Here is a 13,840-nt window from a genome sequence, read left to right on the forward strand (position 1 = left end):
CATTGCCAGCGCGCGGATTAGACTGACTCGTAGCCGACGACTTTCAACGCTGGCGCACTGATTGCACCTCATGTCCCGACCCTTCGTACTCCAACCCCTGCTGGATCAATCGCGCAGCCACCTCGAGACCGCTACCGGCGAGCTCGGGAAACTGATCGCGCATGAACAGGAGGGCTCGCGCAAGCTCGAGCTGCTGCAGGAGTACCGCAGCGAATACATCGAACGCTTCCGCAATGCCGTCAGCGACGGACTCGGCGTGGAAACGCTGCGCAACTACGGCGCCTTCATGGCACGCATCGACGAAGCCATCGACATCCAGCGCAGCCTGCTCGACCAGTCCCAACGCCGCACCACGGCCGGCAAGGAGGCCTGGGTCAACCAGCGCAACCGCCTGAAGGCCTTCGACACCCTGCACGAGCGTCACCTCGAACGCGAACAGCAGCAGTTCAACAAGCTTGAACAACGCGCTTCGGATGAACACACCACCAACCGCTACGCACGGCGCGAACCGTCCGACGATCAATGACCGCGTAATGCGGGCATCCGCCCGCAGCAGGCGCGATCGCAGCACACACTCCCGAACTGGCACGCCGATTGCTCTATCCGGTTGAACGAATCAACCAGGAAGCAGAGCACATGGCACACACTTCCATTCATGCCGGGGCCACCAGGCCCGATCTGAACCCGGCGGCGCTATTCCAGGCCACGCCGAATCCGGAGCCTTCGGGCAATGCCAGTTTTGAGGCAACGCTCGACCGCGTCCGCGAACCGGAACGCCAGGAACCCGCCCGATCCGCGCAGCCACGCCAGAACGAGCGCAGCAGCGAGTCGGCCCGACCGCAGGAAGGCCGGCAGCAGAACGCTGAGCAGCCGCAGGAAACGACGGCCGAGCGTCCGGCCGAAACCGCGCCGAACCGCGAGGCCGAAGCTACCGCAAAGAGCGATGCGCCGGCCGAACAAGGCGGCAAGCAAGCGGCCACCGAAGAGGAAACCCCTGCCGCCGTACCGGCAGAGATTGCCGCCATCCTTGCCGCACTTGCCGTGGCCACCGGCCGCAGCGCCGCGCGGATCGACGGCGACGCCCCTGCTGTCACGGTCGGCCCGCTGACGGCCGACGCCGGCAAAGGCAAGGGCGGCAACGCGGCACACGGCAACACACCCCAGTTCAGCCTGCCCGGCACCTCCGGCAAGGACAGCGGGGAACTGCCGATTGCCGTATCCAGCCGCGACAACACCATTCAGCAAGCCGTGACCCTGGCCACCCAGTCCGCCCCGGGCCGCAGTTTTGCCGATCAGGTGCTGGCCGGCTTGCGCGGTGAAGCCAGCCCCGGACTACAGGGCGCCGGCCTGCCCTTTGCCGCGCGCGGCGAAGCGAGCCAGCAGATTCAGCAACTGACCCAATTGCAGGTCACCACCCCGGCGAACCAGCGCGGCTGGGCCACCGAGATCGGCAATCAGGTGTCGTGGATGCTCGGTCGAAACGAGAGCAAGGCGGAACTCGTGCTGACTCCGCCAAGTCTCGGTAAACTCGGTGTTTCGATCCAGGTGAATGGCGAACAGACCACTGCCCACTTCGTCGCGGCCACGCAAGCCGCCCGCGACGCGCTCGAACAGGCCATGCCCCGCCTGCGTGAAGTTTTGCAGCAGGCCGGCATCAACCTCGGCCAGACCAATGTCAGCACTTCGGGAGACCAGCGTGCGCATGACGGCGGCGGCAACGAGCAACGTGGCGGCTGGGGCCGGCATGCCGGTGGTGAAGCCGGCACGTCCGGGGTAGCCGCTGCACCGGCAACGAGTTCGTGGGTAAGGAGCGGCAACGGTGTCATCGACACCTTTGCCTGAAGCGCGAATTGAAGCCGACCACACCTTTTATTCGGGCGTTTCAGCCATCCGGGATCGAGCATAATCATCGAGAATCGACCGGAGAACTGAATGGCCACCGCAAAACCGCCCGAAATGGAAAGCATGCAGAACGAAGAGCCTGCTGCACGCTCCTCAGGCCTGGGCAGCAAGCTCAAGCGTCTGATCCTGATCGTCGTCGTATTGGCGCTGATCGGCGGTGGCGTGGTGGTGTGGTTGCTGCTGCAGAAGAAAAACGAGCTCAGCTCGGGTGAAGAGGGAGCCGAACCAGTGCAGGCCGCCCAAACCGTTGATCTTTCCCGCCCGCCGGTCTTCGTGCCGCTGGATGCCTTCGTGGTGAATCTCCAGCCTGAAGGCGGCGAACGCTATCTGCAGGTGATCATGGCCGTGCGGGTCGACAGTGCCAAGACGGGCGACGCGCTGAAGAACTTCATGCCCGAGATCCGTCACCGCATCAATCTGCGCCTGACCGGCAAGCTGCCCTCCGAGATCAGTACGCCGCAGGGCCAGGAAGTGCTGGCCACCGAGATCGCTTCCGACATCAATGGCGTCCTCGGGTCTGCGCTCCCGGGCGGGGCCAATGCCCCCGTGCATTCCGTGCTGTTCAACTCCTTCATCATCCAGTAAGGAGCGCCCTGCATGTCCGACTTTCTCTCCCAGGATGAAGTAGATGCCCTGCTCCGCGGCGTCACGGGGGAGCCGGACGAGCAGGAGGCTGCCGAAGGCGAGGAAGGCGGTGTCCGCCCCTACAACATCGCCACGCAGGAGCGCATCGTCCGCGGCCGCATGCCGACGATGGAGCTCATCAACGAGCGCTTCGCCCGCTACCTGCGCATTGGCCTGTTCAACTACATGCACCGCAGCGCCGAGATTTCGGTAGGGCCGATCAAGGTCCAGAAATACAGCGAGTTCGTGCGCAACCTGGTGGTACCAACCAACCTGAACCTGATTCAGGTCAAGCCGCTGCGCGGCACCGGGCTGATCGTGTTCGACCCCAATCTGGTGTTTCTGGTGGTCGACAACCTGTTCGGCGGCGACGGGCGCTTTCACACCCGCGTCGAAGGGCGTGACTTCACGCCGACCGAACAACGCATCATCCAGGGCATGCTCGACGTGGTGTTCACCGAGTACGCCCGCGCCTGGGCGCCGGTGTACAAGATCGAGCTGGAATACGTGCGCTCGGAGATGAACTCGCAGTTCGCGAACATCGCCACACCGTCGGAAATCGTCATCGCGACCACATTTACCCTTGAGTTTGGCGGTGCACAGGCCGAAATGCATATGTGCAAACCGTACTCGATGGTCGAGCCCATCCGCGACGTGCTGTATTCGACGATGCAGAGCGACCACCTGACGCAGGACAACCGCTGGGTCAAGCTGCTGTCGAAACAGCTGCAGACCGCCGATGTGCCGCTCACGGCGCATTTCGGCTCAGCCCAGGTGACGCTGGGTGACATCGTCAATCTGCGCGTGGGCGATGTCATCCCGGTCGATGTACCGGAACAGCTGTCGATGGAAGTCGACGGCGTCCCCGTGATCCGCGGCCATTTCGGCACGCAGAACGGGCACTACGCAATCCGGGTGGAAAAGTTCGTGGCCGAAGAAGAGGCCGAAGGCGACCCCACCCAGCAAGCCGGAGAGAACCATGGCTGAGAACGAAACCGAAGAAGGTCAGATCAGCGAAGACGACTGGGCCGCGGCCATGGCCGAACAGGCCACCGCCGAGGCCGGCACCGGTGACGACGAGGCACAGCGCGTCGCCGATGAACTCGCTGCCGCCGCCGAGGCCGGTGAATCGCCCTACCAGGCCAAGCCCGCCAGTCATCTGTTCGAAGACTTCGGCTCCGGCAGCGCCCGCGCCGGCTCGATGAACGACTTCGACATGATCCTCGACATCCCGGTGCAGCTCACCGTGGAACTGGGTCGCACCAAGCTGTCGATCCGCAACCTGCTGCAGCTCGCACACGGCTCGGTAGTCGAGCTCGACGGTCTGGCCGGCGAGCCCATGGACGTGCTGGTCAACGGCACGCTGATCGCCCAAGGCGAAGTCGTGGTGGTGAACGACAAGTTCGGCATCCGCCTGACCGACATCATCACGCCCGCCGAACGCATGCGGAAGATCCGCGGCTGACGATCTGCCGGTGCCTCGCACGGACGGGGCGCCCCGTTCCAAGCGCGGATTAGACGCGCCTTTCTCCGCTTTTTTCACGCGAGGCCGCAGGGCCTCGGCGCCTATCCTTGTGGCGTCGAAGCCTTGCGGATTGCCCTCGTGCGAACCACCGCCCTCCCCCTGTTTTTCATCGCCAGCGCAACGGCCCATGCGCAGGCGACGGACATTGCCCCGCCCGATCTGGGCTCCAGCCTGGTTCAGCTCGTCGGCGGCCTGGCTGTCGTCGTCGCCCTGCTGCTTGGCAGCCTGTGGCTGATCAAGCGCCTGTCCGGTCCGCGCGGCGCGGCCAGCGGGCTCAAGGTACTCGGCGCCGCATCGGTCGGCACGCGCGAACGCGTGGTACTGGTCGAACTGGCGGACAAGGTGCTGGTGCTGGGCGTCACGCAGAGCAGCGTCAACACCCTGCACACGCTCGACGCCGAAGATTTCCGCAAGAATGCAGCCCCGCCGCCACAAGCGCCCGCCGCCAGCTTCCAGAGCTGGTTCTCGCAGGCGCTTGAACGCCGCCGCGGAGACAACTGAGATGCGGCTGACACTGCGCCTGCTCGCCGTCCTGCTGATGCTGGCGCCGGCGCTCGCCGCCGCCCAGGGCCTGCCGGCCTTCACCAGTTCGGACGGCCCCGGCGGCTCGACTACCTACAGCCTCAGCATCCAGACGCTGCTGCTGCTCACCGCGCTGTCCTTCATTCCGGCCGTGGTGCTGATGATGACCTGCTTCACGCGCATCATCATCGTCTTCGCCTTGTTGCGCTCGGCCATGGGCACGCAGACTTCGCCCCCCAACCAGGTGTTGCTCGGTCTGGCGCTGTTCCTGACCTTTTTCATCATGTCGCCCGTGGCCGAGAAGGTGTACGGCGAGGCCTATCAGCCGCTGACCGCCGGCCAGATCCAGTTCGACGAAGCCGTCACGCGCGCGGCCGATCCGATCAAGGCCTTCATGCTCAAGCAGGTTCGCGAGAACGACCTGGCGTTGTTCGCACGCCTGTCCAAGACGCCGCCGGTGGATAGCGCCGAAGAACTGCCGATGCGCGTGGTGGTGCCGGCCTTCGTCACGTCCGAGCTGAAAACCGCCTTCCAGATCGGCTTCATCGTGTTCATCCCCTTCCTCATCATCGACATGCTGGTGGCGTCGGTGCTGATGTCGATGGGCATGATGATGATGTCGCCGGTCATCGTTTCGCTGCCATTCAAGATCATGCTGTTCGTGCTGATCGACGGCTGGACCCTGCTCATCGGCTCGCTCGTGCAGAGCTTTGCCGTCTAAGGAGATGCACCTATGACCCCGGGTATGGTGATGGACATCGGCCGCCAGGCCGTAGAGATCACGTTGCTGATGAGCGCACCGCTGTTCCTCGCGGCACTGGTCACCGGCCTGACCGTGAGCATCTTCCAGGCCGCGACGCAGATCAACGAAATGACCCTGTCCTTCGTGCCGAAGCTGATTGCGATCTTTATCGCCGTGGTGCTGGCCGGGCCGTGGATGATGACGCTGATCACCGATTTCGCCACGCGGCTGTTCACGTCCATCCCCAGTTCGATCGGGTGATTTCTCTCGCCATGACAAGGGACGGACGCCTGCCCACGCTCGGTCGCTCCTGCTGAAGCCCCGCCATGCTCGCCGTCACCGCTGCTCAACTCGATGCCTGGCTTGCCGCCATGATGTTTCCGCTGGTGCGGCTGCTTGGTCTGTTCGCCTCGGCGCCGCTGTGGAGTAACCGTGGCATTCCGGTACGCATCCGGCTGGCGGCCGGGCTGGCCATGGCCATGGCCGTGCTGCCGGCGCTGCCGCCGATGCCGGCAGTTCCGACCGACTCCTGGGAAGCGCTGGGCATCCTCGTGCATCAGTTCATCATCGGCGCCGCGCTGGGCTTCATGATGCGGCTGTTCTTCGCCGCGGTGGACCTTGCCGGCGAGATGATCGGACTGCAGATGGGTCTGTCCTTCGCGGTGTTCTTCAGCCCGACCACCGGCGGTCAGAGTTCGGTCATCGCCGAATTCCTGGGTCTCATCACGCTGCTGGTGTTTCTCGCGCTGGACGGCCACCTGATGCTGGTGCAGGTGCTGGTGCACACCTTTGAATGGCTGCCGGTCGGCGAATCCACTTCGTCACAGGGCTGGCTGGTGATCGTGCGTCATGCCTCGGTGATGTTTGCAGCGGGCGTGATGATGGCGCTGCCCATGGTCGCCACGCTGCTGATCGCCAACATCGGGCTGGGCATCCTGACGCGTGCCGCACCGCAGCTGAACCTCTTCGCGGTGGGCTTTCCGGTGACGCTGGCGGTGGGCTTCTTTGTGCTGATGCTCAGCCTGAGCATCCTGGCGCCAATGTTGCAGCGCTTGTTCGAGTACGGCTTCGAGGCGGTGGATGCCCTGTTGCGGGCCCTTGCGGGCGTGTAGGGAAACTGCCTACACCCTTACATTCCCCAGCTTTGCGACTGCACCACGCGGATCTCGCCAATGGCGCCGCGACGGGCAAAGAACATCCCGGAATCGATGGTCTCCTCGTAACGCACCACGTCATACCGGGCATAGCCACCGGCATCGACGATCTCGCGCGCACTGCGCAGGAAGGCCGTGCGCGCTTCACCATCACCGCCAGTAATCAACGGACGCATGCGCAAGTGCAGGCGGAAGCGCTGCTCGTCCACCTGCACGACCTTGACCTCCCAACCGGGAATCATCAGATCGGGAATGGCTGCCCACACCGGTTTGCGGCTACCGGCCGGCGGCGGTGCTTCATCCGTCTCGTCCGACTTGGCCGTCTGCGCCGGCATGGCAAAAGTGTCCGATCCGCCACTCGAACGCTGTTCGGGCGAATGCAGGCAGGCGGTCAGCAACAGCGCAGCACAGGCAGTGGCGATCAGGCGCATGACGATCAGCTCAGGAAGTTGAACAGGGACAGGCCGGTGACGCGCAGATAGGTTTGCTGCGCGGCCTCCAGGAAGACCTGCTGTTGCGACAGACGGGAAATGGCCTCGGCGTAATCAAGGTCTTCCAGTCGCGAAATCTCGGAGGCGTACTGCAGGCCCTGATCGGTGCCGACCGTGCCGAGGTTCTCGATCTCGCTCATCTGCGAGCCAACCTGGGCACGCACGCGCAGCACGCTCTCCAGACCCATGTCGAAGGCATCCAGACCGAAGGCCACGGGGCCGTCGGCCATCACGCTGGGACCAGGGCGCTCGAGCGAGTCGATCAGCACCGCCATGTTGGCGAAGATGTCGCGCGACGTGACGAAGATCTCGGCCTGATCCCCATCGCGCGGCACACCGCCGACGTCGAAGGAAACGGTCTCGCCCTCGGAGTTCTCGAAATTCAGCGTGCCGGTGTCGGGGTCGAAGGTGGCATCCACGACGGTGTCGTCCATGCCGGGCTGACGGCGGATGACGCTGAACTCGCCACTACCGTCGGCGCCGATGTTGTAGCCGATGATGTAGCGCACGCCCGGATCGGGCTCGGCGGAATCGGCCGACAGCGCCAGCGTCAGCGGCGCACTGGCCGCATCCGTGGGGGTGCCTGTGCCGGACACGAAAACGTCCAGCGGTGCGATGTCGATCTGCAGCACGTCGCCGGCCTGCGGGGTACCCGGCAGGTCGAAATCGACACCGTCAAAGCTCAGCGTACCGCCGATCGGGTCGTAGTTTGCGGCGCCGACGGGCGTCTGGGTAATGCCATCCGCCTCAAGACGGATTACGTCGTAGTCGCCCGCAACATCGTCCCAGCTGAGCACATAGCTGATGCCGGCGTCCGGCGTGGCCGAGGCCAGCCCCAGGGTCGGGCTGGTTGCCGTGCCGCCGACGCCGGTGGCATCGACCGTGATGTTCAGCGGGCTGATGGCGATCTGCACAACGTCGCCTTCCAGCGGCGCACCGGTGAGGTTGAACTCCAGGCCGTCAAAGGCCAGCGTACCCGCCGCAGCGTCATAGGTGGCCGCGCCCAGCGCGGTCTCGGTGATCCCGTCGGCCTCGCGGCGCGTCACCAGGTAGTCGCCCGCGGTGTCGTCCCACTCGACGATGTAGCGCACGCCCGGATCGGGCTGGGCAGACGTATCCGACAGCGCCAGATCAAAGCCGGCACCGGTCTGGCCGCTGCCGTTGGCCACCGAAATGCCGTTGGCGCCAACGAAGACCTGCAGGGCATCACCATCTTCAGCCGCGCCGGAGAGGTTGAACACCACGCCGCCGTCAAAGCTGATGGTCTGCGCGCCCAGATCAAGTGTGGCCGCGCCAAGGTCGGTCAGCGTGCCGTCGGCATCCCGGCGCGTCACCAGATAGTCACCGGCCGTATCGTCGTAGCGGATGGTGTAGCTGATGCCGGCCTCGGGCGTTACCGACGTGGTCGACAACGACACGTTGAAAGAGGCCGCGGCATCATCCGCCGCAGGCACCGTGCGCACCTGCACGCCCGGATCGGGCAGACGCCCGCTGCCGAATACGTCGGATCCGGTGAAGGAGACCGGCATGTAGCGCGAGGACGACACCTGCACTGCAATCTGGTTGTCGTCGCCCTGATAGGCGATGTTGCCAAAAGTCCCCGTATAGGGGGCTTGCCGCGTCTGATAGCCGCTGAAGACGTAGTCACCCTGAGCATCGCGGCTGTTGGCCAGGCCCAGCAAGGCTTCGTACTGGCCACGCAAGTCGGTGGCGATGTAGCTCAACTCCTCGGGCCCGAGCGCTGCATTGCCGGCCTGCACGGTGCGCTCACGCATGTACTGCATGATGTCGCCGATGCCGGAAAGACGGTTTTCGGTGGTGCGCAGGCGGTCGTTGGCAGCGGCCTGGTTGGACAGGAACTGTTCGTTGCTCGACTGCGACTGGCGGATTTCCAGCGCCCGCGCCGCGGCCACCGGATCGTCGGCCGGAGTCAGGATACGGCGGCCGCTGGCGATCTGCTGCTGGGTCTGCAGCAGCCGCGCACTCTGGGCCTGCATCTGCTGCAGGCCCTTGTTGTACATCATGCTAGTCGATACGCGCATGGTGGGTCTCCTCAGCGACCGAAGCTCAGCACTTCGTCGAACAGACGTTGCGCCACCGTCAGCACGCGCCCGGCGGCCTGATAGGCCTGCTGGTAGCGCACGAGATTGGCAGCCTCTTCATCCAGATTGACGCCGGAATACGATTCGCGTGCGTCGGTCGCCTGCTGCAGCAACGAAGCCTGCGCCTTCTCGGCGGTCTGCACTTCGCGCGTCTTGTTGCCCACGAAGGACACCAGCTGCGAATAGGCCGACTGCAGTGTCGACGTCGGGGTACCGGAACCGCTGTCGAGCATGATCTGCTGGTTCTGCAGTGCGCCCAGCGCGACGGCATTGCGGTTGTCGCCCGGGCCGGTGCCCGTGGTGGTCTCGGTCACTTCAATGCTGAAGTCGAAGCCGAATTCATCACCGTCTTCCGGCTCACCGCTCAGCGTGAAGTCAAAGGTCTCGCCGGTCGGCGTGGTCAGCGTGAAGGTCTTGCCCACCAGCGGATCCACCGGGCCACTGGTGTCGTAGCCCGCATCCGGCACGATGGTGTAGCCCGTCGCCGGGTCGATAACCAGCTCGTTCAGCACCCCGTCGAAACGCACGGCAAACGGCGCCATCGCCCCGTTGGCCTCGAACTCGCTGGCCGCCAAGGATATGGACCCGGTGCCCGGGCCGTCGATGTCCGGTGTCACGCCGGGCGTAGCCGTATTGACCGTTTGAGGCGCCACGACAAAGCTCAGAGCGAACTCATCGCCATCAACCGGTTCGCCGTCCAGTGAGAAATCAAAGGTCTCGCCGGTCGGGGTGGTCAGCGTGAAGGTCTTGCCCACCAGCGGATCCACCGGACCACTGGTGTCGTAACCCGCATCCGGCACGATGGTGTAGCCCGCCGCCGGATCGATGACGACTTCGTTCAGCAATCCGTCAAAGCGGATCACGAACGGCGCCACGGCCCCGTTGGCCTCGAAATCGGCCGGCAACGACAGGTTGGCTGTACTCGCCAGATCCAGTGTCGGAACCGACGTCGGCGTGGCGAAATCGACGTTCTGACTGGTCACGGCAAAGTCGAACACGAACTCATCGCCATCGACCGGCTCACCCGCCAGCGTGAAATCAAAGGTCTCGCCGGTCGGGGTGGTCAGCGTGAAGGTCTTGCCCACCAGCGGATCCACCGGACCACTGGTGTCATAGCCGGCATCCGGCGCGATGGTGTAGCCGGCCGCCGGGTCAATGACCAGCTCGTTCAGGTTGCCGTCAAAGCGCACGGCGAAGGACGCCATCGGCCCGTTCGACTCGAAGGACGAGGCGGCGAGGGACAAGGTCGCCGTGCTCGTAGCGGCCGGCGGCGTCACGTTCACGGTTGCCGTATTGACGGTCGTGACCGTTTCCGGGAGACCGGCCGCAAAGCGCGCGGGATCAGTGATCAACATCGAGATGTCGCGCGCGCTGCCCGCGAGCGGGCGAATCAGGTATTCCTCGCCGTCCTGCGCGTCGGCGGGCACGTTGATGCTCAGACCGATTGAGGCCGGATCGGCAATGGTCGCGCCATCGCCTTCACGGGTGAGCGTGTAGGTGCCGCCAGCACCATAGGTCAGGCGATAGCTGTCGTAGGTGAGCAGGCCGTCGTTGGCAATGCCGACTTCCGGCGGATTGGCTGCGCCATTCAGACCGCGCACCATGCTCCCCCCGAACAGGTCGCCACCCGGCAAGCCGTCGAGGTCCACGCCGTTGCGATGCAGTTCGTTGACCGCCTCGATGAAGTTGCGCGCGATCAGGTCAATCTGACGCTGAGTGGTGTCCAGCGCTTCACGGCGGAAGTCGAGCAGGCCGCCGAGCGCGCCAGCCGTCAGCGTCTCCTCGGGGACCAGCACGGTCGCCCCGCTCGGGGTCTCGATCCCCACGCGCAGGCGCTCGGGGTTGTCTGGGTCGGCCGCGGTGGTAACGCGCGAAACGCTGGTGCCCAGCACCAGCGCCTGCCCGGTGCCGATGAACACGTTGATCGAACCGTCGTCGGCTCGCACGCCGCGCGCCGAGATGATGGTGTTGAGTTCCACCATGACCTGGTTGCGCTGGTCCTGCAGGTCGTTGGCCGTGGCACCGCCGCCAGCAGCTTCGGCCAGCGAGATACGGTTGTTCAGCTCGGCAATCTGCGTAGCCAGCGTGTTGATGCGTCCGACGTTGTAGGCGATCTCGCCATTGGTCGAGCTGCCGATCTCCTGCAGGCGCGCGTCCATCGAACGGAAGCGCGCTGCCGCGCTTTCAGCCGCGGACAGCAGCGACTGGCGCGCCGGCACGTTGGTGGGGTTGGCCACCACGTCCTGCACGGCGGCGAAGAATCCGTTCATGACCGGCGACAAGCCCACTTCGGGGTCGGCCAGCATGTTGTTGATCTGCGAGATCTGCGCGTTGTACGCGGCGTACTGCGACTTGCGCGCAGTGGAGCTCTGCACCTGCTGCTCGAGAAACTGGTTGTAGGCGCGTGTCACGTCGGCGACCTGCACACCGCGTCCGAAATAGCCGGTGCCGCCGTATTCGGCGTCAATGGCTACCTGCACAACGGACTGCCGCGAGTACCCTGGGGTACCGGCATTGGTGATGTTGTGCGAGACCGTATTGAGGTGTGACTGGGCTACGTTCAGGCCGGACAGACCGATTCCGAAGATGCCGGACATGATTTACTCCTGGGGGCGTCTGTCAGCCATGCTGCAAGAAGCTTGCCAGTTTCAGCGCAAGCCCGACGCAAGCTGCGTCGCGCCCTGCCAGGCAAGGCCCAGGGTATCGCCGCCGATGATGCGTACGAGCTTGTCTGCGTACTGCGGATCGGTGGCATAACCGCCACGCGCCAGGCCCTGCGCGAAGCCGGCCGGCTGTTGCTGGCCCAGCGCCTCGGCGTAACGCGGGTTGTCGCGCAACAGCGAGACGTAGTCGCGGAAGGCCTCGGCATACGAGCCATAGGCGCGGAAGCGGGCGTTCTCGGTATAGGCGCGGCCGTTGGCGTATTCGGTCACCGGCAGCTCCACGGTGTCGCCTTTCCAGCTGGCGCCGGCCTTGATGTTGAACAGATTGTGGCTGGTCGAGCCATCGCCGCGACGCAGCTCCGCACGGCCCCAGCCGGTTTCCAGCGCGGCCTGGGCCACCAGAAAGTGCGCCGGCACGCCGAGTTCTCGGCCCGCCTGCTCGGCCTCGCCGCGCAGTTTGCGCACGAACCCGGAGACATGCTCGGGCACATTCGATGCCGCGGGCGAGGAGGCCTGCGGGGCGGCAACTTCCGCCGCTGATTCGGCTGCATTTTCCGCATCCGGCCCGACAGCGGCAGGATTTGCCGGCCGCGGAATGACCTGCATCGCCGGCGGGCGGGTGACGTTCGACAGATCGAAATAACGCCGCCCGTCCGGCCCTATATGACCGTTCTCGTGCTGCGCCTGCATGGCCTCGCCACCAAGCTGCCGGAAGATCGCGTCGGCCAGCCCCATGCCCTTGCCGCGCGAGGCCAGATCGGTCGCCAGCTGCTGATCGTGCATGGACTGGAACATTTTCGTGTGCTCTGAATCGAACAGCCCGCCTTGCGGCGAAGCCTCACGCATGGCCTTGAGCACCATCTGCATGAACACCGACTCGAACTGCTGCGCGGCAGCGCGAAGCGCCTCAGGCGAATCCCCCTTGGCGGTGAGCCGCTGCAGGTCGCCGAAAGAGCGCGGATCAAGGGTGTTGAGGGAGGCCATGGCGCTCATGGTCAGATCACTTCAAGCTCGGCCCGCAACGCGCCAGCCGACTTCATGGCCTGCAGGATGCTGATGAGGTCCATCGGCGAAGCGCCGATTGCGTTGAGTGCATTGACCACGTCCGACAGCGTGGCCGAAGCCGGCACGTTGAACAGGATGCTTTCCTGCTGGTCGATATCGACATTGGCGCGCTGCACCACCACGGTATCGCCACCCGACAGCGGCGGCGGCTGCGAGACGCCAACATCGGTACCGATGGTGACCGTGAGGTTGCCATGTGCCACGGCCACGTTCTGCAGCGTGACGCGCTGGTTCATCACGACGGAGCCGGTGCGCGAGTTGACGATGACCTTCGCCACCTGCTGCTCGGGCGTGATCATCAGGTTTTCGAGACGGCCCAGAAAGGCCACGCGATCGGTCGGGTCGAGCGGCGCGAGTACCTTGACGGTACGCCCGTCAAGCGCCTGCGCTGTACCCGGCGCGGTGACCATGTTGATGGCGTCGACCAGGCGGCGCATGGTGCCGAAATCGGCATGATGCAGTTCGAAGGTGACGAACTCGCCCTGCCCCAGAGCGGTTGCCACCGCACGTTCGACGGTGGCGCCACCGGGGATGCGACCGGCCGACAGGTGATTGACGACTTGCGAAGCACCGCCGGCCGAAGCCCCCGCGCCACCGACCAGTACGTTGCCCTGGGCAATCGCATAGACCTGCCCGTCTACGCCTTTGAGCGGCGTCATCACCAACGTGCCACCGCGCAGGCTCTTGGCGTTACCCATGGACGACACGGTGATGTCGATCTGCTGACCGGGGCGCGAGAACGGCGGCAGGTTGGCGGTGACCATCACGGCCGCCACGTTCTTGAGCTGCAGGTTGGTTCCCGGCGGCAGCGTGACGCCCATATTGCTGAGCATGTTGATGATGCTCTGCACCGTGAATGGCGTCTGCGTGGTCTGGTCGCCGCTGCCGTCCAGGCCCACAACCAGGCCATATCCGACCAGCTGGTTGTTGCGCACGCCGGCGATGGAGGCCAGATCCTTGATGCGCTCGGCCGCCTGCGCGGTCAGCGACAACGCCAGCGTTGCAGCGAGGGCAAGGCGGAGAAGAAAACGATGATTCATGATGCGCTCC

General features: G+C 65.0%; 14 protein-coding genes. 9 read left to right on the plus strand and 5 right to left on the minus strand.

Features of this window, described 5'->3' with window-relative positions; genetic code table 11:
* The first annotated feature begins 70 nt into the window (after window positions 1-70).
* The 9 genes from fliJ to fliR all read left to right on the plus strand — a co-directional run bounded on the left by fliJ (window position 71) and on the right by fliR (window position 6,427).
* Window positions 71-526: a flagellar export protein FliJ gene (gene fliJ / locus AC6H0R_RS04380; RefSeq protein WP_497580119.1), complete on the plus strand. Its 456-nt coding sequence runs from the start codon at window positions 71-73 to the stop codon at window positions 524-526.
* A 110-nt stretch (window positions 527-636) separates the two neighbouring features.
* A complete protein-coding gene (locus tag AC6H0R_RS04385; protein ID WP_497580120.1) occupies window positions 637-1,842 on the plus strand; it encodes a flagellar hook-length control protein FliK in 1,206 nt (401 codons plus the stop codon).
* A gap of 90 nt (window positions 1,843-1,932) precedes the next feature.
* Complete coding sequence (locus AC6H0R_RS04390; RefSeq protein WP_497580121.1) at window positions 1,933-2,487, plus strand: flagellar basal body-associated FliL family protein; 555 nt, start codon at window positions 1,933-1,935, stop codon at window positions 2,485-2,487.
* A gap of 12 nt (window positions 2,488-2,499) precedes the next feature.
* A complete protein-coding gene (fliM, locus tag AC6H0R_RS04395) occupies window positions 2,500-3,513 on the plus strand; it encodes a flagellar motor switch protein FliM (protein WP_497580122.1) in 1,014 nt (337 codons plus the stop codon).
* Entirely contained in the window at window positions 3,506-3,991 is a 486-nt protein-coding gene (gene fliN / locus AC6H0R_RS04400) for a flagellar motor switch protein FliN (protein WP_497580123.1), read from the plus strand. The genes fliM and fliN overlap by 8 nt, the downstream gene beginning before the upstream one ends.
* Before the next feature lie 138 nt (window positions 3,992-4,129).
* Window positions 4,130-4,552, plus strand: coding sequence for a flagellar biosynthetic protein FliO (gene fliO / locus AC6H0R_RS04405; RefSeq protein ID WP_497580124.1), 423 nt, complete (start codon window positions 4,130-4,132; stop codon window positions 4,550-4,552).
* A gap of 1 nt (window position 4,553) precedes the next feature.
* A complete protein-coding gene (gene fliP / locus AC6H0R_RS04410) occupies window positions 4,554-5,294 on the plus strand; it encodes a flagellar type III secretion system pore protein FliP (RefSeq protein ID WP_497580125.1) in 741 nt (246 codons plus the stop codon).
* 12 nt (window positions 5,295-5,306) lie between these two features.
* Complete coding sequence (gene fliQ / locus AC6H0R_RS04415; protein ID WP_497580126.1) at window positions 5,307-5,576, plus strand: flagellar biosynthesis protein FliQ; 270 nt, start codon at window positions 5,307-5,309, stop codon at window positions 5,574-5,576.
* Window positions 5,577-5,641: 65 nt separating this feature from the next.
* Entirely contained in the window at window positions 5,642-6,427 is a 786-nt protein-coding gene (gene fliR, locus AC6H0R_RS04420) for a flagellar biosynthetic protein FliR (protein ID WP_497580127.1), read from the plus strand.
* A 17-nt stretch (window positions 6,428-6,444) separates the two neighbouring features.
* Here fliR and AC6H0R_RS04425 read toward each other — a convergent pair whose 3' ends face one another.
* Genes AC6H0R_RS04425 through AC6H0R_RS04445 form a run of 5 tightly spaced genes read right to left on the minus strand, consistent with a single transcriptional unit; the run spans window position 6,445 to window position 13,830 of the window.
* Window positions 6,445-6,900 carry a hypothetical protein gene (locus AC6H0R_RS04425; protein ID WP_497580128.1) on the minus strand — a complete coding sequence of 152 codons (456 nt, stop codon included), beginning with the start codon at window positions 6,898-6,900 and terminating at the stop codon, window positions 6,445-6,447.
* 5 nt (window positions 6,901-6,905) lie between these two features.
* Entirely contained in the window at window positions 6,906-9,002 is a 2,097-nt protein-coding gene (gene flgL, locus AC6H0R_RS04430; protein WP_497580129.1) for a flagellar hook-associated protein FlgL, read from the minus strand.
* A gap of 11 nt (window positions 9,003-9,013) precedes the next feature.
* Window positions 9,014-11,659 (minus strand): flagellar hook-associated protein FlgK, encoded by a 2,646-nt coding sequence (flgK, locus tag AC6H0R_RS04435; RefSeq protein ID WP_497580130.1) that lies wholly within the window; start codon window positions 11,657-11,659, stop codon window positions 9,014-9,016.
* 51 nt (window positions 11,660-11,710) lie between these two features.
* The gene (gene flgJ, locus AC6H0R_RS04440; protein ID WP_497580131.1) at window positions 11,711-12,718 is read right to left on the minus strand and encodes a flagellar assembly peptidoglycan hydrolase FlgJ; all 1,008 of its coding nucleotides are present in this window, start codon (window positions 12,716-12,718) and stop codon (window positions 11,711-11,713) included.
* A gap of 2 nt (window positions 12,719-12,720) precedes the next feature.
* Window positions 12,721-13,830, minus strand: a complete 1,110-nt coding sequence (locus AC6H0R_RS04445; RefSeq protein ID WP_497580132.1) for a flagellar basal body P-ring protein FlgI — start codon at window positions 13,828-13,830, stop codon at window positions 12,721-12,723.
* Window positions 13,831-13,840: the final 10 nt, after the last annotated feature.

Source organism: Pseudazoarcus sp. NS36 (assembly GCF_059703705.1).

Excerpts from the sequence above, each read along its gene's own strand:
- AC6H0R_RS04425 (WP_497580128.1), bottom strand. The coding sequence starts at position 6,900 with ATGCGCCTGATCGCCACTGCCTGTGCTGCGCTGTTGCTGACCGCCTGC.
- fliM (WP_497580122.1), top strand. The coding sequence starts at position 2,500 with ATGTCCGACTTTCTCTCCCAGGATGAAGTAGATGCCCTGCTCCGCGGC.
- fliR (WP_497580127.1), top strand. The coding sequence starts at position 5,642 with ATGCTCGCCGTCACCGCTGCTCAACTCGATGCCTGGCTTGCCGCCATG.
- flgK (WP_497580130.1), bottom strand. The coding sequence starts at position 11,659 with ATGTCCGGCATCTTCGGAATCGGTCTGTCCGGCCTGAACGTAGCCCAG.
- fliQ (WP_497580126.1), top strand. The coding sequence starts at position 5,307 with ATGACCCCGGGTATGGTGATGGACATCGGCCGCCAGGCCGTAGAGATC.
- flgL (WP_497580129.1), bottom strand. The coding sequence starts at position 9,002 with ATGCGCGTATCGACTAGCATGATGTACAACAAGGGCCTGCAGCAGATG.
- fliN (WP_497580123.1), top strand. The coding sequence starts at position 3,506 with ATGGCTGAGAACGAAACCGAAGAAGGTCAGATCAGCGAAGACGACTGG.
- AC6H0R_RS04390 (WP_497580121.1), top strand. The coding sequence starts at position 1,933 with ATGGCCACCGCAAAACCGCCCGAAATGGAAAGCATGCAGAACGAAGAG.
- AC6H0R_RS04445 (WP_497580132.1), bottom strand. The coding sequence starts at position 13,830 with ATGAATCATCGTTTTCTTCTCCGCCTTGCCCTCGCTGCAACGCTGGCG.
- fliJ (WP_497580119.1), top strand. The coding sequence starts at position 71 with ATGTCCCGACCCTTCGTACTCCAACCCCTGCTGGATCAATCGCGCAGC.
- AC6H0R_RS04385 (WP_497580120.1), top strand. The coding sequence starts at position 637 with ATGGCACACACTTCCATTCATGCCGGGGCCACCAGGCCCGATCTGAAC.
- flgJ (WP_497580131.1), bottom strand. The coding sequence starts at position 12,718 with ATGAGCGCCATGGCCTCCCTCAACACCCTTGATCCGCGCTCTTTCGGC.
- fliP (WP_497580125.1), top strand. The coding sequence starts at position 4,554 with ATGCGGCTGACACTGCGCCTGCTCGCCGTCCTGCTGATGCTGGCGCCG.